Here is a 16,128-nt window from a genome sequence, read left to right as displayed (position 1 = left end):
GATTCCCGGGCCGCGCCCGCGACTCGATTCCCTTCCGGTGCCCGCGCGTTCGTGCCTAGGCTCACGGACATGACCGAACCGGCTCCGGACCCGCTCGATGAACTGCGTGCACGCCTTGCGGCCTTTCCCGCCGGGGAGGTCATGACCGGCACGGTCGCCGGTTTCGGCGAGCGGGGCGATGTCCTCGTACGGCTCGACGGGGACGATCCGCAGGCGCCGACGGGACGCATCGCCCGGCACCTGCTGTCGTGGGCCGCGTTCGAGCACCCCTCGGAGATGGTGGCGGTCGGCAGGCGGATCACCGCCGAGGTGCTCGGCGCCGACGAGCACAAGGGCGAGGTCACTCTCTCCGCCAAGGCCTGTGAGGACGAGGCCCTGTACCGCCACCTGCTCCGTAACCGGCCCGGCGACGTGGTCACGGGGACGGTGGCGGCCGTGCACAACTTCGGGGTGTTCGTACGGCTCGACGGGGAGCCCCCGCATCCCGCCTATCCCGGGACGGGTTTCATCCGCGTCCCCGATCTCACCTGGTCGCGCATCGATCACCCCAAGGACGTGGTCCGGCCCGGTCAGCGGGTCGCCGGCGAGGTGATCGGCACCGACACCCACCAGGGGGAAGTCGTCATCTCGCTCAAGGCCCTCCAGAAGGATCCCTGGGACGCACTCGCCCCGGGCGTGGGAGACGTCACGACGGGCCCGGTGACCAAGGTGCTCCCCTTCGGCGTGTTCGTCCGCGTCGGCGAGGCCGCGGAGGGCCTGGTGCACGTGTCCGACCTGGGCGGACAGGTCGTCCGTGAAGGGCAGGAGCTGGCGGTCAGGATCCTGGAGATCGACCGTGCGCGGCGCCGCATCCGGCTGGCGCCCGCCTCCTGACCGACCGCAGCGCCGAGGCCCGGCCCCCCGAAGGGAAGCCGGGCCTCGGTGAGAAGCCGTTGCGGGGGCCTACAGGCCCACGGCCTCGCGCAGCGCGTCCACGCGGTCCGTGCGCTCCCAGGTGAAGTCGGGCACCTCGCGGCCGAAGTGGCCGTACGCCGCCGTCTGGGCGTAGATCGGGCGGAGCAGGTCGAGGTCGCGGATGATGGCGGCCGGACGGAGGTCGAAGACCTCGTCGATCGCCTTCTCGATCTTCTCGTTCTCGACCTTGTTGGTGCCGAAGGTCTCCACGAACAGACCGACCGGCTCGGCCTTGCCGATGGCGTAGGCGACCTGGACCTCGCAGCGGGAGGCCAGGCCCGCCGCCACGACGTTCTTGGCGACCCAGCGCATGGCGTACGCGGCGGAGCGGTCGACCTTGGACGGGTCCTTGCCGGAGAAGGCACCGCCACCGTGACGGGCCATGCCGCCGTAGGTGTCGATGATGATCTTGCGACCGGTGAGGCCGGCGTCGCCCATCGGGCCGCCGATCTCGAAGCGGCCGGTCGGGTTGACCAGCAGGCGGTAGCCCTCGGTGTCCAGCTTGATGCCGTCGTCCAGGAGCGCCTTCAGCTCGGGCTCGACGACGAACTCGCGGATGTCGGGGGCCAGCAGCGACTCCAGGTCGATGTCGCTGGCGTGCTGCGAGGAGACGACCACGGTGTCGAGGCGGACGGCCTTGTCGCCGTCGTACTCGATGGTGACCTGCGTCTTGCCGTCCGGGCGCAGGTAGGGGATGGTGCCGTTCTTGCGGACCTCGGACAGCCGCTTGGACAGGCGGTGCGCCAGGAAGATCGGCAGCGGCATCAGGGTCGGCGTCTCGTCGGACGCGTAGCCGAACATCAGGCCCTGGTCGCCCGCGCCCTGCTTGTCCAGCTCGTCCTCGTCACCTTCGACCCGCTTCTCGTACGCGGTGTCGACGCCCTGCGCGATGTCCGGGGACTGCGCGCCGATCGAGACCGACACGCCGCAGGAGGCGCCGTCGAAGCCCTTCTTCGAGGAGTCGTAGCCGATCTCCAGGATCTTGTTGCGGACCAGGGTCGCGATGTCCGCGTATGCCTTGGTCGTGACCTCGCCGGCCACGTGCACCAGGCCGGTGGTGATCAGGGTTTCGACGGCGACCCGGGAGGTCGGGTCCTCGCGCAGAAGCGCGTCGAGAATGGTGTCGCTGATCTGGTCAGCGATCTTGTCGGGGTGACCCTCGGTCACGGACTCCGAGGTGAACAGGCGACGGGACACAACGCTCCCTGGGGTTGCAGCGGCTGCTGGCTGATCATTGGCGGACGACGCGGGGGGCTGCGCCCGGCGTCATCCGAGAACAGTTTATCGGTCGCACCGTGCCTCCGGCCCACCCGTCTCGCCTCTCGGGAGCGCTGTGACCTGCGGCACGGGCATTCTGCACAATGCCGGTGACCTTGACCAGGGGGCACCACGCGACATTGCCGGGTGGAAAAGACCCGTCGAATGGCCGAAACACTCCGCCCCGGACGGCGGAACCGGATCACTCCAGCCGGGCGGCCACCAGGTCCCAGACGGTGTCGGCAAGGGCTTCCTTCGGGCCGTGCGGTACGGGGGTCTCGCTGCCGTCGGCACCGAGCACGACGGCCTCGTTCTCCTCCGAACCGAAGGTCTTGCCCTCCCCCACCTCGTTCACCACAAGCAGGTCGCAGCCCTTGCGGGCCAGCTTGGCGCGGCCGTTGGCCAGCACGTCGTCGGTCTCGGCGGCGAAGCCGACGACCACCTGTCCCGGGCGGGCGCGGTCGGCCGAGATCTCCGCGAGGATGTCCGGATTGCGCACCAGCACGATCGGGGCGGGGTCCTGGCCGTCCTTCTTCTTGATCTTCCCGGCCGCGTAGGTCGACGGACGGAAGTCGGCCACGGCGGCGGCCATGACGACCGCGTCGGCGTCCGCCGCGGCCTTCAGGACCGCTTCGCGCAGTTGAACGGCGGTGCCCACCTGAACGACATCGACACCGGCCGGGTCCGGCAGGCCGGTGTTGGCCGCGATCAGGGTCACCCGGGCGCCGCGGGCCGCGGCCGTGCGGGCCAGGGCGTAGCCCTGCTTGCCGGAGGAGCGGTTGCCGAGGAAGCGGACGGGGTCGAGGGGCTCGCGCGTGCCGCCGGCCGAGACGACGACGTGCCGTCCTTCGAGGTCGGGCTCGGTGACACCCCGGGCCAGCACGCGGCGGCAGACCTCGAAGATCTCCACCGGGTCGGGCAGTCTGCCCTTGCCGGTGTCGACGCCCGTCAGGCGGCCGACCGCGGGCTCGATGACGACGGCACCGCGGCAGCGCAGGGTGGCCACGTTCTCCCGGGTGGCGGGGTGCTCCCACATCTCGGTGTGCATGGCGGGCGCGAAGACGACCGGACAGCGGGCGGTGAGGAGCGTGTTGGTCAGCAGGTCGTCCGCCAGGCCGTGGGCGGCCTTGGCGAGCATGTCGGCGGTCGCCGGGGCCACCACGACCAGGTCGGCCTGCTGGCCGATGCGAACGTGCTGGACCTCGTGGACGTCGTCCCAGACCTCGGTGGAGACCGGATTCCCGGACAGGGCGGACCAAGTGGCGGCGCCGACGAAGTGCAGCGCGGAGGCGGTGGGCACCACGCGCACGTCGTGGCCCGACTCCGTGAACCTTCTCAGCAGCTCACAGGCCTTGTACGCGGCGATCCCGCCGCTGACCCCCAGAACGACCTTGGGCTTGTCCACCGTCTCTCCCCGGCTCGGCAACGTACGAGACCATCACACACCACAGGCCCGGCAGTGGCACTGCCGGGCCTGTGGATAAAGCAACTGCGATCTGAAAGTACTACTGCGCCGGGCCCTCAATGGCCTCGGAGGTCAGCAGACCGGCGTTGATCTCACGCAGGGCGATCGAGAGCGGCTTCTCGTGGACGTGGGTGTCGACGAGCGGACCGACGTACTCGAGGAGACCCTCACCGAGCTGCGAGTAGTACGCGTTGATCTGGCGCGCACGCTTGGCCGCGTAGATCACGAGGCTGTACTTCGAGTCGGTGGCCTCGAGAAGCTCGTCGATCGGCGGGTTGATGATGCCCTCGGGCGCGGTGATGGAAGAGGACACGCTCTACCTTCCGATGGATGGGAAAGAATCAGTCGGTCTGACCGGGCTGCGTACATCTGCGTACGGCAGTCACGATCACACAACGTCCATCAAGGCTAGCAGCTCGCTGGCCACGTCCTCGACGGAGGTGTTGACCAAGGTCACGTCGAACTCCGGCTCGGCCGCCAGCTCGGTCCTGGCCGCCTCCAGGCGGCGCTCGATGACCTCGGGCGGCTCGGTCCCCCGGCCCGTGAGCCTGCGCACGAGCTCCTCCCAGGAGGGCGGAGCCAGGAACACCAGCTGAGCGTCGGTCATGGACTCGCGAACCTGCCGGGCGCCCTGGAGGTCGATCTCCAGCAGGACCGGCTCGCCGTTCTCGAGCCGCTCCAGCACGGCCGCGCGGGGCGTGCCGTAGCGGTTGCCGGCGAACTCGGCCCACTCCAGCAGCTCGCCGTTGGCGATCAGCTTGTCCATCTCCTCGTCGGTGACGAAGAAGTAGTGGACTCCGTGCTGCTCACCGGGGCGCGGCTTGCGGGTGGTGGCCGACACCGAGAGCCAGACCTCAGGGTGTTCCTTGCGCATATGGGCGACGACCGTGCTCTTGCCGACCCCCGAGGGGCCGGAGAGCACGGTCAGCCGCGGACGTTCATTCATGCAGCGATTATTCCAGCAATCCCGGGGTGCCCGGGACGCCCGGTCCGGCAGGGCCCGGACTCAGGAGCCGGTGCTGCCGAACTCACGCTCCAGAGAAGCAATCTGGTTGGAACCGAGACCCCGCACACGACGGCTCTCGGAGATGCCCAGACGTTCCATGATCTGCTTGGCGCGCACCTTGCCCACGCCCGGCAGGGACTCGAGCAGGGCGGAGACCTTCATCTTGCCGATGACGTCGTTTTCCTGGCCCTGCTTGATGACCTCGTGCAGGGAGGCGCCGGAGTGCTTGAGTCGATTCTTGACCTCGGCCCGCTCCCGGCGAGCCGCGGCGGCCTTTTCGAGCGCGGCTGCGCGCTGTTCAGGGGTAAGGGGCGGAAGAGCCACGCCTACGTCACCTCGGATGTCGAACTGTCGGATACGGACCGGTGAGGAACCTAGTCGCCCCACACCTGGGGAGCTACGAGCAACACGCTGCCCGTTCTCCCCCACTGCCTTAACGGCGTGGGAGGTGGTGCCCCCACTGCTCGGAGACTAGCGGGCAAGTCCGCCAGAGTCAGCGAGAACAGCGGAAAAGTACTGGTCAGCCGCCGCCAGGCCGGACATTTGGGACATACTGCCCTCGATTTGAGGATGTATTCACACTCAAGTCGTCCTGGCACCGCCCACCGGGGCCCCCGCCGGAGACCTCAGCCGCCGGATACCGCGTCCCGGATCTCCTCCGCGAAGCGCTCCGTGGCCGAGCGCAGCGCCCCGATGTCGGGACCGTGCCGCAGCACACCCCGGCTGACATTCGGGACGACATTGCGCACCGCCGCCCCGAAGACCTTCGGAAGGTCGGCCGGCGTCGCCCCCTGCGCCCCGACGCCGGGCGCGAGGAGCGGGCCGTTGATGTCGAGGTCGTACGACGACAGGTCGCCGACCGTGGCGCCGACGACGGCCCCGAAGGAGCCCAGCGGCTCCTCGCCCGCGTTCTCGGCGGCCAGGTGGGCCAGCATGGTCGCGCCCACGCTGCGCCCGTCGGCACGGACCGCGTGCTGGACCTCGGGGCCCTCCGGGTTCGAGGTCAGCGCCAGGACGAACAGCCCGGCGCCGCTCTGCCGGGCCAGTGCGACGGCCGGGCTGAGCGAGCCGTAGCCGAGGTAGGGCGAGACGGTCAGGGCGTCGGAGAACAGCGGGGCGTCCCGGTGCAGGTAGGCCTCGGCGTACCCGGCCATGGTCGAGCCGATGTCGCCTCGCTTGGCGTCCATCACGACCAGGGTGCCGGCCGCGCGAGCCTCCTGGACCGACTTCTCCAGGACGGCGAGGCCACGCGAGCCGAACCGCTCGTAGAAGGCGATCTGCGGCTTCATGACGGCGACCCGGTCGGCCACCGCCTCGACGACCGTGCGGCTGAACCGCTCCAGACCGGCCACGTCGTCGTTCAGGCCCCAGGCGGCGAGCAGCGAGGCGTGCGGGTCGATGCCGACGCACAGCGGGCCGCGCTCCTCCATCGCGCGGCGCAGGCGGGCACCGAAGGGCTCGTACGAGGTCATGCTGGTCACCGGGGGTTCCTCACATCGGCGCCGACCGCGTCGGCGAGAGTGGCGTACGGGCTGGTGCGCAGGCGCGCGGCGAGGCCCTTGTGGATCGCGCGGGACCAGAAGGGGCCCTCGTAGATGAAGGCGCTGTACCCCTGGACCAGCGTGGCACCGGCCAGGATGCGCTGCCAGGCGTCCTCGGCGCTCTCGATGCCGCCGACGCCCACCAGGGTGATCCGGTCGCCCACGCGCGCGTACAGGCGGCGCAGGACCTCCAGGGAGCGTGCCTTCAGGGGCGCGCCGGAGAGTCCGCCGGCCTCCTTCACGAGCGAGGGTTGGGATTTCAGACCGAGGCCCTCGCGCGCGATGGTGGTGTTGGTGGCGATGATGCCGTCCAGGCCCAGCTCCACGGCCAGGTCGGCGACCGCGTCGACGTCCTCGTCGGCGAGGTCGGGCGCGATCTTCACGAGCAGCGGGACACGCCGGTTGGCGACCGTGCGGTCGGCGGCCTCGCGCACGGCGGTGAGCAGCGGGCGCAGCGCCTCGGTGGCCTGAAGGTTGCGCAGGCCGGGCGTGTTCGGCGAGGAGACGTTCACGACCAGGTAGTCGGCGTACGGGGCGAGCCGCTCGGCGGACTTCACGTAGTCGCCGACGGCCTCCGCCTCCGGGACGACCTTGGTCTTGCCGATGTTGACGCCGACGACGGTCCTGAAGACGGGTTCGCGGGAGGCGAGGCGCGCCGCGACCGTCAGGGATCCGTCGTTGTTGAAGCCCATGCGGTTGATCAGCGCCCGGTCCGCGACGAGCCGGAACAGCCGCTTCTTGGGGTTGCCGGGCTGGGCCTCACCGGTGACCGTGCCGATCTCGACGTGGTCGAAGCCCAGCATCGTCATGCCGTCGACGGCGACCGCGTTCTTGTCGAAGCCGGCGGCGAGGCCGAAGGGGCCGTGCATGCGCAGCCCGAAGGCCTCCGTGCGCAGCTCCTTGAAGCGAGGCGCGAGGGCAGCCGCGACGAAGGTGCGCAGCACGGGGATCCTGACGGCGAGTCGGATCCAGCGGAAGGCCAGGTGATGAGCGTTCTCAGGGTCCATCCGTTTGAAAACCAGACGGAAGAAAAGCTTGTACATGTCTGTGTCCTCACGAAGAGGGGGACACCGTTTCCGGTGTCCCCCTCGGGGCTGCTAGTCGCGGGCCGCGGTCAGGTGTTCCGCGTGTTCCTGGAGCGAGCGGACGCCCACGTCACCGTGGTTGAGGGCGTCGATGCCCTGGACGGCCGCCGCGAGCGCCTGGACGGTCGTCAGGCACGGCACGGAGCGGGCCACCGCCGCCGTACGGATGTCGTAGCCGTCGAGGCGGCCTCCGGTGCCGTACGGGGTGTTGACGATGAGGTCGACCTCGCCGTCGTGGATGAGCTGGACGATGGTCTTCTCACCGTTGGGACCGGTGCCCTCGGACTGCTTGCGCACGATCGTGGCGTGGATGCCGTTGCGCTTGAGGACCTCGGCCGTGCCGGAGGTGGCGAGCAGCTCGAAGCCGTGCGCGACCAGCTCACGGGCCGGGAAGATCATCGAGCGCTTGTCGCGGTTGGCGACCGAAATGAAGGCGCGGCCCTTGGTGGGCAGCGGGCCGTAGGCGCCCGCCTGCGACTTGGCGTACGCCGTGCCGAAGACGGAATCGATGCCCATGACCTCGCCGGTGGAGCGCATCTCCGGGCCGAGGACGGTGTCGACACCGCGGCCCTGGATGTCGCGGAAGCGCGACCACGGCATGACGGCTTCCTTGACGGAGATCGGCGCGTCCAGCGGCAGCTCGCCGCCGTCGCCGGTCTGCGGCAGCAGGCCCTCGGCGCGCAGCTCGGCGATGGTCGCGCCGAGCGAGATGCGGGCGGCGGCCTTCGCGAGCGGCACCGCGGTCGCCTTCGAGGTGAAGGGGACCGTACGGGAGGCGCGCGGGTTGGCCTCCAGGACGTAGAGGATGTCGCCCGCCATCGCGAACTGGATGTTGATCAGACCGCGCACGCCGACGCCCTTGGCGATGGCCTCGGTGGAGGCGCGCAGGCGCTTGATGTCGAAGCCGCCGAGGGTGATCGGGGGCAGGGCGCACGCCGAGTCGCCGGAGTGGATGCCGGCCTCCTCGATGTGCTCCATGACGCCGCCGAGGTACAGCTCCTCGCCGTCGTACAGCGCGTCGACGTCGATCTCGATGGCGTCGTCCAGGAAGCGGTCCACGAGGACCGGCCGGGAGGGGCTGATCTCGGTCGACTCGGCGATGTAGGAGGCGAGGCGGGTCTCGTCGTAGACGATCTCCATGCCGCGCCCGCCGAGGACGTACGAGGGCCGGACGAGGACCGGGTAGCCGATCTCGTCGGCGATGGCCTTGGCGCCGGCGAAGGTGGTGGCCGTGCCGTGCTTGGGAGCGGGCAGGCCGGCCTCGGCGAGGACCTGGCCGAAGGCGCCGCGGTCCTCGGCTGCGTGGATCGCCTCGGGCGAGGTGCCCACGACCGGCACGCCGTTGTCCTTCAGGGCCTGCGCGAGGCCCAGCGGGGTCTGGCCGCCCAGCTGCACGACCACGCCCGCGATCGGGCCGGCGAGGGACTCCGCGTGGACGATCTCCAGCACGTCTTCCAGCGTCAGCGGCTCGAAGTACAGGCGGTCGGAGGTGTCGTAGTCCGTGGAGACCGTCTCGGGGTTGCAGTTGACCATCACGGTCTCGTACCCGGCGTCGGACAACGCGAAGGAGGCGTGGACGCAGGAGTAGTCGAACTCGATGCCCTGGCCGATGCGGTTCGGGCCGGAGCCCAGGATGATCACCGCGGGCTTCTCCCGGGGCGCGACCTCGCTCTCCTCGTCGTAGGAGGAGTAGAAGTACGGCGTCTTCGCGGCGAACTCGGCGGCGCAGGTGTCGACCGTCTTGTAGACCGGGCGGATGCCGAGGGCGTGCCGGACCTCGCGGACGACGTCCTCGCGCAGGCCGCGGATCTCTCCGATCTGCTGGTCGGAGAAACCGTGCCGCTTGGCCTCGGCGAGCAGGTTCGCGGTCAGCTCGGGCGCCTCGGCCAGCTCGTCCGCGATCTCCTTGATCAGGAAGAGCTGGTCCACGAACCACGGGTCGATCTTCGTGTACTCGAAGACCTCCTCGGGCGTGGCGCCCGCGCGGATGGCCTGCATGACCGTGTTGATCCGGCCGTCGGTGGGGCGTACGGCCTCGCGCAGCAGCGCGTCCTTGTCGCCGGGCTCACCGACGAAGGTGAACTGGCTGCCCTTCTTCTCCAGCGAGCGCAGCGCCTTCTGGAAGGCCTCGGTGAAGTTGCGGCCGATGGCCATGGCCTCGCCGACCGACTTCATGGTGGTGGTCAGCGTGGAGTCGGCCTGCGGGAACTTCTCGAAGGCGAAGCGCGGGGCCTTGACGACCACGTAGTCGAGCGTGGGCTCGAAGGAGGCCGGGGTCTCCTGCGTGATGTCGTTGGGGATCTCGTCCAGGGTGTAGCCGACGGCGAGCTTGGCGGCGATCTTCGCGATCGGGAAGCCGGTCGCCTTGGAGGCGAGCGCCGAGGACCGCGACACGCGCGGGTTCATCTCGATGACGATCACGCGACCGTCCTCGGGGTTCACCGCGAACTGGATGTTGCAGCCGCCGGTGTCGACGCCGACCTCGCGGATGACGGCGATGCCGATGTCGCGCAGGATCTGGTACTCGCGGTCGGTCAGCGTCATCGCCGGCGCGACGGTGATCGAGTCGCCGGTGTGCACGCCCATCGGGTCGAAGTTCTCGATGGAGCAGACGACCACGACGTTGTCGTGCTTGTCGCGCATCAGCTCCAGCTCGTACTCCTTCCAGCCGAGGATGGACTCCTCCAGGAGCACCTCGGTGGTCGGCGAGAGGGTGAGGCCCTGGCCGGCGATGCGGCGCAGCTCGTCCTCGTCGTGCGCGAAGCCGGAACCGGCGCCGCCCATGGTGAAGGACGGGCGGACGACGACCGGGTAGCCGCCGAGGGTCTCCACGCCCTCGATGACGTCGTCCATGGTGTGGCAGATGACCGAGCGGGCGGACTCGCCGTGCCCGATCTTGGCGTTGACGGCCTCGACGACGGCCTTGAACAGGTCGCGGTCCTCGCCCTTGTGGATCGCCTCGGGCTTGGCGCCGATCAGCTCGACGCCGTACTTCTCCAGGACACCGTTCTCGTGCAGCGAGATGGCGGTGTTCAGGGCCGTCTGGCCGCCCAGGGTGGGCAGCAGGGCGTCGGGGCGCTCCTTGGCGATGATCTTCTCGACGAACTCGGGGGTGATCGGCTCGACGTAGGTGGCGTCGGCGATCTCCGGGTCGGTCATGATCGTCGCCGGGTTGGAGTTCACCAGGACGACCCGGAGCCCCTCGGCGCGCAGGATGCGGCACGCCTGGGTGCCGGAGTAGTCGAACTCGGCGGCCTGGCCGATGACGATCGGGCCGGAGCCGATGACCAGGACGGACTGGATATCGGTGCGCTTAGGCACGCTGGCCCTCCATCAGGGATACGAAGCGGTCGAACAGGTAGGCGGCGTCGTGCGGGCCCGCTGCCGCTTCGGGGTGGTACTGGACGGAGAAGGCCGGCTGGTCGAGCAGCTGCAGCCCCTCCACGACGTTGTCGTTCAGGCAGACGTGCGAGACCTCGGCGCGGCCGAACTTGGTCTCGCTGACCTGATCGAGCGGCGCGTCCACGGCGAAGCCGTGGTTGTGCGCGGTGACCTCGACCTTGCCGGTCGTACGGTCCTGGACCGGCTGGTTGATGCCCCGGTGGCCGTACTTCAGCTTGTAGGTGCCGAAGCCGAGGGCGCGGCCGAGGATCTGGTTGCCGAAGCAGATGCCGAACAGCGGCGTCCTGCGCTCCAGGACGGCGCTCATGAGGGCCACCGGGCCGTCGGCCGTGGCCGGGTCGCCGGGTCCGTTGGAGAAGAAGACGCCGTCCGGGTTGACGGCGTAGACGTCCTGCGCCGTCGCCGTCGCCGGCAGCACGTGCACCTCGATGCCGCGCTCGGCCATGCGGTGCGGGGTCATGCCCTTGATGCCGAGGTCGATGGCGGCGACGGTGAACTTCTTCTCACCGATGGCCGGGACGACGTACGCCTCCTTCGTCGCGACCTCCTCGTAGAGGCTCGCGCCCTTCATGTGCGGCTGGGCCTGCACGCGCGCGAGGAGCTCGGAGTCGGCCGCGATCGCCTCGCCGGAGAAGATGCCGGCGCGCATGGAGCCGCGCTCGCGCAGATGGCGGGTGAGGGCGCGGGTGTCGATCCCGGAGATGCCGACGATGTTCTGCTGGACCAGCTCGTCGTCCAGGGAGCGCTTGGCCCGCCAGTTGGAGGGCACGCGCGCGGGGTCGCGCACGACGTAGCCGGAGACCCAGATACGGCGGGACTCGTCGTCCTCGTCGTTCCAGCCGGTGTTGCCGATCTGCGGGGCGGTCGCGACGACGATCTGGCGGTCGTACGACGGGTCGGTGAGGGTCTCCTGGTAGCCGGTCATGCCGGTGGAGAACACGGCCTCGCCGAAGGTCTCCCCCACGGCCCCGTAGGCACGGCCGCGGAAGGTGCGGCCGTCCTCCAGGACGAGTACGGCGGGAACCTTGGCAGTTCCCCTGGTGGAGGTCGTCATCGTGCGCCTTCCGTGTCGTTGATCATCTGGTTCAGGGTGTCGGCCCACTCGGTGTGCTCGGCCGCGTGGTCGGAGCGGAAGCCGGAGTCGAGCAGCTTGTCGCCGTGGGCCCAGGTCACGACGAGCAGCCCGCCCTCGGTGAGGACCTTGCCGGCGATGCCCTTGTCGAGCCGGGCCCCGCGCAGCGCCGCGGTGGGGACGAAGAAGTCGGTCGCCCCGGGGCGTACGACCTCCAGGCCCGCGTCCGTCAGGGTGAGCTCGGCCCGGCTGCGGGTGCCGAGGCCGTGGGCCACGATGCGGTCCAGCCACTGCCCGGCGGTGGTGGAGCCGTGGTAGCGGCCGCTCATCGTCAGTCTGGCCTCGCCGGGCTCCTCAGGCGCGCTGGGCAGCTCGGGCAGGTCGCCCTGGAGGGTGCCGCGCCACTTCCAGCCCTCGCGCATCAGCCAGTAGACGAGCGCGACGAAGAGGGCGAGGCCGACGAGCCAGCCGATGCGGGCCCCCCAGTCGGTGACCTCGGCCGACTTCTTCGCCTCGGCCAGCAGGATTACAGGTGTCACGTGAGCTTCCCGTCGACGAGCGTCGCCTTACCCCGCAACCACGTGTGGGTGACCCGGCCCGGCAGCTCGCGTCCCTGGTAGGGGGTGTTGCGGCTGCGCGAGGCGAAGCCCGCGGGGTCCACCTGGCCACGGTATTCCGTGTCGACGAGGGCGAGGTTGGCGGGCTCACCAGCCGAGACGGGACGGCCGTGACCGGTGGCCTGTCCGATCTGCGCCGGCTTGACGGACATACGGTCGGCGACGCCGGCCCAGTCCAGCAACCCGGTGTCGACCATGGTCTCCTGGACCACTGACAACGCGGTCTCCAGGCCGACCATGCCCATGGCGGCCGCGGCCCACTCGCAGTCCTTGTCCTCGTGCGGGTGCGGGGCGTGGTCGGTGGCGACGATGTCGATCGTGCCGTCGGCGAGCGCCTCGCGCAGGGCGTGCACGTCCCGCTCGGTACGCAGCGGCGGGTTGACCTTGTAGACGGGGTTGTAGGTGCGCACCAGCTCGTCGGTCAGGAGCAGGTGGTGCGGGGTGACCTCGGCGGTGACCCGGATGCCGCGGGACTTGGCCCAGCGGACGATCTCGACGGACCCGGCGGTCGAGAGGTGGCAGATGTGGACGCGGGAGCCGACGTGCTCGGCGAGCAGGACGTCCCGCGCGATGATCGACTCCTCGGCGACAGCCGGCCAGCCGCCCAGGCCCAGCTCGGCGGAGACGATGCCCTCGTTCATCTGGGCGCCCTCGGTCAGCCGCGGCTCCTGCGCGTGCTGGGCGACGACACCGCCGAAGGCCTTCACGTACTCCAGGGCGCGGCGCATGATCACGGCGTCGTCCACGCACTTGCCGTCGTCGGAGAAGACGGTCACCCCGGCGGCCGACTCGTGCATCGCGCCCAGCTCGGCGAGCTTCTTGCCCTCCAGGCCGACCGTGACGGCGCCGATGGGCTGTACGTCGCAGTAGCCGTGCTCCTGGCCGAGCCGCCAGACCTGCTCGACCACACCGGCGGTGTCGGCGACCGGGAAGGTGTTGGCCATGGCGAAGACGGCGGTGTAGCCGCCGCTCGCGGCCGCCCGGGTACCGGTGAGCACGGTCTCGGAGTCCTCGCGGCCCGGCTCGCGCAGGTGGGTGTGCAGGTCGACCAGGCCGGGGAGCAGCACCTTGCCGGCGGCCTCCACGACCTCGGCGCCCTCGGCGCTGAGACCGGCGCCCACCTCGGCGATGGTCTCGCCGTCGATCAGCACGTCCTGCGGCTCGCCGCCGAGCACCTTCGCACCACGGATCAGGATCTTGCTCATGGGTCTTACTTCTCCTCGTTGGTGCGGGCGTGGGTGACGGCGGGCTCGTTTCCACCGAGCAGCAGGTACAGCACGGCCATCCGGATGGAGACTCCGTTGGCGACCTGCTCCACGACGGTGCAGCGCTCGGAGTCGGCGACCTCGGCGGTGATCTCCATGCCGCGGACCATCGGGCCGGGGTGCATGACGATGGCGTGCTCGGGCATCTTCGCCATGCGGTCGCCGTCCAGGCCGTAGCGCCGCGAGTACTCGCGCTCGGTCGGGAAGAAGGCGGCGTTCATGCGCTCGCGCTGGACGCGGAGCATCATCACCGCGTCGGACTTGGGCAGCGTGCTGTCGAGGTCGTACGACACCTCGCACGGCCAGGTCTCGACGCCGACCGGCACCAGGGTGGGCGGGGCGACCAGGGTGACCTCGGCGCCGAGGGTGTGCAGCAGGTCGACGTTGGAGCGGGCGACCCGGCTGTGCAGGACGTCACCGACGACGGTGATCCGCTTGCCGGACAGGTCCTGGCCGAGGCCGGCGTCCCGGCCGACCAGGCGGCGGCGCATGGTGAAGGCGTCCAGCAGGGCCTGGGTGGGGTGCTGGTGGGTGCCGTCGCCGGCGTTGATGACGGCGGCGTCGATCCAGCCGGAGGTGGCGAGGCGGTAGGGGGCCCCGGAGGCGCCGTGCCGGATGACGACGGCGTCGACGCCCATGGCCTCCAGGGTCTGGGCAGTGTCCTTCAGGGACTCGCCCTTGGAGACGCTCGACCCCTTGGCGGTGAAGTTGATCACGTCCGCGGACAGGCGCTTCTCGGCGGCCTCGAAGGAGATCCGGGTACGGGTGGAGTCCTCGAAGAAGAGGTTGACGATCGTGCGGCCGCGCAGGGTCGGCAGCTTCTTGATCGGCCGGTCGGCGACCCGGGCCATCTCCTCGGCGGTGTCGAGGATCAGGACGGCGTCGTCGCGGGTGAGGTCGGCGGCCGAGATGAGATGACGCTGCATCTGTCAGGCTCCGTAAGGCAGTTCATTCGGGAGGATGAGGGCAAACCTGTGCGTGCATCGGCACGCCGAAGCGGCCGTGCGCGCCTGACTTGCTACTGGCCGGCCGGCTTCACACCGAGCAGCACGGTGTCGCGACCGTCCTCCTCGGCGAGCTGGACCTTGACCGTCTCCCGCAGCGACGTGGGGAGGTTCTTTCCGACGTAGTCGGCGCGGATGGGCAGTTCACGGTGGCCGCGGTCGACCAGGACCGCGAGCTGGACCGCGCGCGGGCGCCCGATGTCGTTCAGGGCGTCGAGGGCGGCACGGATGGTGCGACCCGAGAAGAGCACGTCGTCGACGAGGACGACCAGGCGGCCGTCGATGCCGTCACCGGGGATCTCGGTGCGGGCCAGCGCACGCGGCGGGTGCATGCGCAGGTCGTCGCGGTACATGGTGATGTCGAGCGAGCCGACGGGGACCTTGCGGTCGGTGATCTCCTCCAGCTTGGCCGCGAGCCGCTGGGCCAGGAAGACACCCCGGGTCGGAATGCCGAGGAGCACCACGTCGTCGGCACCCTTGGCGCGCTCGACGATCTCGTGGGCGATACGGGTCAGTACCCGCGCGATGTCGGGGCCCTCGAGAACGGGCCGCGCATCGGACGCATTCGGGTGCGTGTTCATGTCCATACGAAACGGACCTCCTTCTCCGCCTCACGGGACGGACCTTAAAGGACGTCGGATTTGCGCCATCCACCCTAACAGGTCCGCGGGAGGCCAGATCACCCACTCGGAGCAATCGGCTGCCACTACCACGGAAGAGTCGGTGTGGACCATTCGGCTTGACGCACCAGAGTCACGCTGCGTAACCTCACAGTGAGTTACCAGCCGCGCGGCGGGAAACCCAACCGACCGCGTCGACACAGTGTCCGGGGAGCTATATGTCCAGCGAATACGCCAAACAGCTCGGGGCCAAGCTCCGGGCCATCCGCACCCAGCAGGGCCTTTCCCTCCACGGTGTCGAGGAGAAGTCACAGGGTCGCTGGAAGGCCGTGGTGGTCGGTTCGTACGAGCGCGGTGACCGCGCCGTGACCGTGCAGCGGCTGGCCGAGCTGGCCGATTTCTATGGGGTTCCGGTGCAGGAGCTGCTGCCGGGCACCACGCCGGGCGGCGCCGCCGAGCCGCCGCCGAAGCTGGTCCTCGACCTGGAGCGGCTGGCCACCGTGCCGGCCGAGAAGGCGGGCCCCTTGCAGCGGTACGCGGCGACGATCCAGTCGCAGCGCGGCGACTACAACGGCAAGGTGCTGTCGATCCGCCAGGACGACCTGCGCACACTCGCCGTCATCTACGACCAGTCCCCCTCGGTCCTCACCGAGCAGCTGATCAGCTGGGGTGTCCTGGACGCGGACGCGCGCCGCGCGGTGGCCACGCACGAAGAGGCCTGAGCCCGCTCAGCACCGTAGAAGAAACGTGCCGCCGGGGTGGCCGGAACCGTATGGTTCCGGCCACCCCGGCGGCTTTCTGCGCGCCTTACGGGGCTCCTGCGGACCGCGGGGACCCGAT

15 protein-coding genes are annotated in these 16,128 nt (G+C 70.0%); 2 read left to right on the top strand and 13 right to left on the bottom strand.

What is annotated here, in order from left to right; translation table 11 throughout:
- The first annotated feature begins 69 nt into the window (after positions 1 to 69).
- Complete coding sequence (locus AQI88_RS12900; protein ID WP_079057534.1) at positions 70 to 873, top strand: S1 RNA-binding domain-containing protein; 804 nt, start codon at positions 70 to 72, stop codon at positions 871 to 873.
- Positions 874 to 942: 69 nt separating this feature from the next.
- Here AQI88_RS12900 and metK read toward each other — a convergent pair whose 3' ends face one another.
- The 13 genes from metK to pyrR all read right to left on the bottom strand — a co-directional run bounded on the left by metK (position 943) and on the right by pyrR (position 15,255).
- Positions 943 to 2,151, bottom strand: a complete 1,209-nt coding sequence (gene metK / locus AQI88_RS12895) for a methionine adenosyltransferase (RefSeq protein ID WP_066996876.1) — start codon at positions 2,149 to 2,151, stop codon at positions 943 to 945.
- A gap of 262 nt (positions 2,152 to 2,413) precedes the next feature.
- Complete coding sequence (gene coaBC, locus AQI88_RS12890; RefSeq protein ID WP_066996873.1) at positions 2,414 to 3,616, bottom strand: bifunctional phosphopantothenoylcysteine decarboxylase/phosphopantothenate--cysteine ligase CoaBC; 1,203 nt, start codon at positions 3,614 to 3,616, stop codon at positions 2,414 to 2,416.
- A gap of 100 nt (positions 3,617 to 3,716) precedes the next feature.
- The gene (gene rpoZ, locus AQI88_RS12885; RefSeq protein WP_005319902.1) at positions 3,717 to 3,989 is read right to left on the bottom strand and encodes a DNA-directed RNA polymerase subunit omega; all 273 of its coding nucleotides are present in this window, start codon (positions 3,987 to 3,989) and stop codon (positions 3,717 to 3,719) included.
- A gap of 75 nt (positions 3,990 to 4,064) precedes the next feature.
- Positions 4,065 to 4,622, bottom strand: coding sequence for a guanylate kinase (gene gmk, locus AQI88_RS12880; RefSeq protein ID WP_066996870.1), 558 nt, complete (start codon positions 4,620 to 4,622; stop codon positions 4,065 to 4,067).
- A 60-nt stretch (positions 4,623 to 4,682) separates the two neighbouring features.
- Positions 4,683 to 5,006 (bottom strand): integration host factor, encoded by a 324-nt coding sequence (locus AQI88_RS12875; protein WP_003977346.1) that lies wholly within the window; start codon positions 5,004 to 5,006, stop codon positions 4,683 to 4,685.
- Positions 5,007 to 5,308: 302 nt separating this feature from the next.
- Positions 5,309 to 6,154 (bottom strand): orotidine-5'-phosphate decarboxylase, encoded by an 846-nt coding sequence (pyrF, locus tag AQI88_RS12870; RefSeq protein WP_066997189.1) that lies wholly within the window; start codon positions 6,152 to 6,154, stop codon positions 5,309 to 5,311.
- Positions 6,155 to 6,159: 5 nt separating this feature from the next.
- Positions 6,160 to 7,266 (bottom strand): quinone-dependent dihydroorotate dehydrogenase, encoded by a 1,107-nt coding sequence (locus AQI88_RS12865; RefSeq protein WP_066996867.1) that lies wholly within the window; start codon positions 7,264 to 7,266, stop codon positions 6,160 to 6,162.
- A 54-nt stretch (positions 7,267 to 7,320) separates the two neighbouring features.
- Positions 7,321 to 10,629, bottom strand: a complete 3,309-nt coding sequence (gene carB, locus AQI88_RS12860) for a carbamoyl-phosphate synthase large subunit (RefSeq protein WP_066996864.1) — start codon at positions 10,627 to 10,629, stop codon at positions 7,321 to 7,323.
- On the bottom strand, positions 10,622 to 11,764 hold the full coding sequence (gene carA, locus AQI88_RS12855) for a glutamine-hydrolyzing carbamoyl-phosphate synthase small subunit (protein ID WP_066996861.1): 1,143 nt from the start codon (positions 11,762 to 11,764) through the stop codon (positions 10,622 to 10,624). The genes carB and carA overlap by 8 nt, the downstream gene beginning before the upstream one ends.
- Positions 11,761 to 12,321: a PH-like domain-containing protein gene (locus tag AQI88_RS12850; RefSeq protein WP_066996859.1), complete on the bottom strand. Its 561-nt coding sequence runs from the start codon at positions 12,319 to 12,321 to the stop codon at positions 11,761 to 11,763. Before AQI88_RS12850 ends, carA begins: the two co-directional genes overlap by 4 nt.
- The gene (locus AQI88_RS12845; protein ID WP_066996856.1) at positions 12,318 to 13,604 is read right to left on the bottom strand and encodes a dihydroorotase; all 1,287 of its coding nucleotides are present in this window, start codon (positions 13,602 to 13,604) and stop codon (positions 12,318 to 12,320) included. Before AQI88_RS12845 ends, AQI88_RS12850 begins: the two co-directional genes overlap by 4 nt.
- 5 nt (positions 13,605 to 13,609) lie before the next feature.
- Positions 13,610 to 14,590, bottom strand: coding sequence for an aspartate carbamoyltransferase catalytic subunit (locus AQI88_RS12840; protein WP_066996853.1), 981 nt, complete (start codon positions 14,588 to 14,590; stop codon positions 13,610 to 13,612).
- A 92-nt stretch (positions 14,591 to 14,682) separates the two neighbouring features.
- Positions 14,683 to 15,255: a bifunctional pyr operon transcriptional regulator/uracil phosphoribosyltransferase PyrR gene (pyrR, locus tag AQI88_RS12835; RefSeq protein ID WP_066996850.1), complete on the bottom strand. Its 573-nt coding sequence runs from the start codon at positions 15,253 to 15,255 to the stop codon at positions 14,683 to 14,685.
- Between the two features lie 251 nt (positions 15,256 to 15,506).
- Between pyrR and bldD the strand changes: the two genes are divergently transcribed.
- On the top strand, positions 15,507 to 16,010 hold the full coding sequence (gene bldD / locus AQI88_RS12830) for a transcriptional regulator BldD (RefSeq protein WP_014671524.1): 504 nt from the start codon (positions 15,507 to 15,509) through the stop codon (positions 16,008 to 16,010).
- Positions 16,011 to 16,128 lie beyond the last annotated feature (118 nt).

Source organism: Streptomyces cellostaticus (assembly GCF_001513965.1).
Taxonomy (GTDB): Bacteria; Actinomycetota; Actinomycetes; order Streptomycetales; family Streptomycetaceae; genus Streptomyces; species Streptomyces cellostaticus.
The sequence above is the reverse complement of the archived record's forward strand: the minus strand, read 5'-3'. Positions and strand labels throughout refer to the sequence as shown.

Excerpts from the sequence above, each read along its gene's own strand:
- AQI88_RS12840 (WP_066996853.1), bottom strand. The coding sequence starts at position 14,590 with ATGCAGCGTCATCTCATCTCGGCCGCCGACCTCACCCGCGACGACGCC.
- AQI88_RS12845 (WP_066996856.1), bottom strand. The coding sequence starts at position 13,604 with ATGAGCAAGATCCTGATCCGTGGTGCGAAGGTGCTCGGCGGCGAGCCG.
- gmk (WP_066996870.1), bottom strand. The coding sequence starts at position 4,622 with ATGAATGAACGTCCGCGGCTGACCGTGCTCTCCGGCCCCTCGGGGGTC.
- bldD (WP_014671524.1), top strand. The coding sequence starts at position 15,507 with ATGTCCAGCGAATACGCCAAACAGCTCGGGGCCAAGCTCCGGGCCATC.
- carA (WP_066996861.1), bottom strand. The coding sequence starts at position 11,764 with ATGACGACCTCCACCAGGGGAACTGCCAAGGTTCCCGCCGTACTCGTC.
- AQI88_RS12865 (WP_066996867.1), bottom strand. The coding sequence starts at position 7,266 with ATGTACAAGCTTTTCTTCCGTCTGGTTTTCAAACGGATGGACCCTGAG.
- pyrR (WP_066996850.1), bottom strand. The coding sequence starts at position 15,255 with ATGGACATGAACACGCACCCGAATGCGTCCGATGCGCGGCCCGTTCTC.
- AQI88_RS12900 (WP_079057534.1), top strand. The coding sequence starts at position 70 with ATGACCGAACCGGCTCCGGACCCGCTCGATGAACTGCGTGCACGCCTT.
- pyrF (WP_066997189.1), bottom strand. The coding sequence starts at position 6,154 with ATGACCTCGTACGAGCCCTTCGGTGCCCGCCTGCGCCGCGCGATGGAG.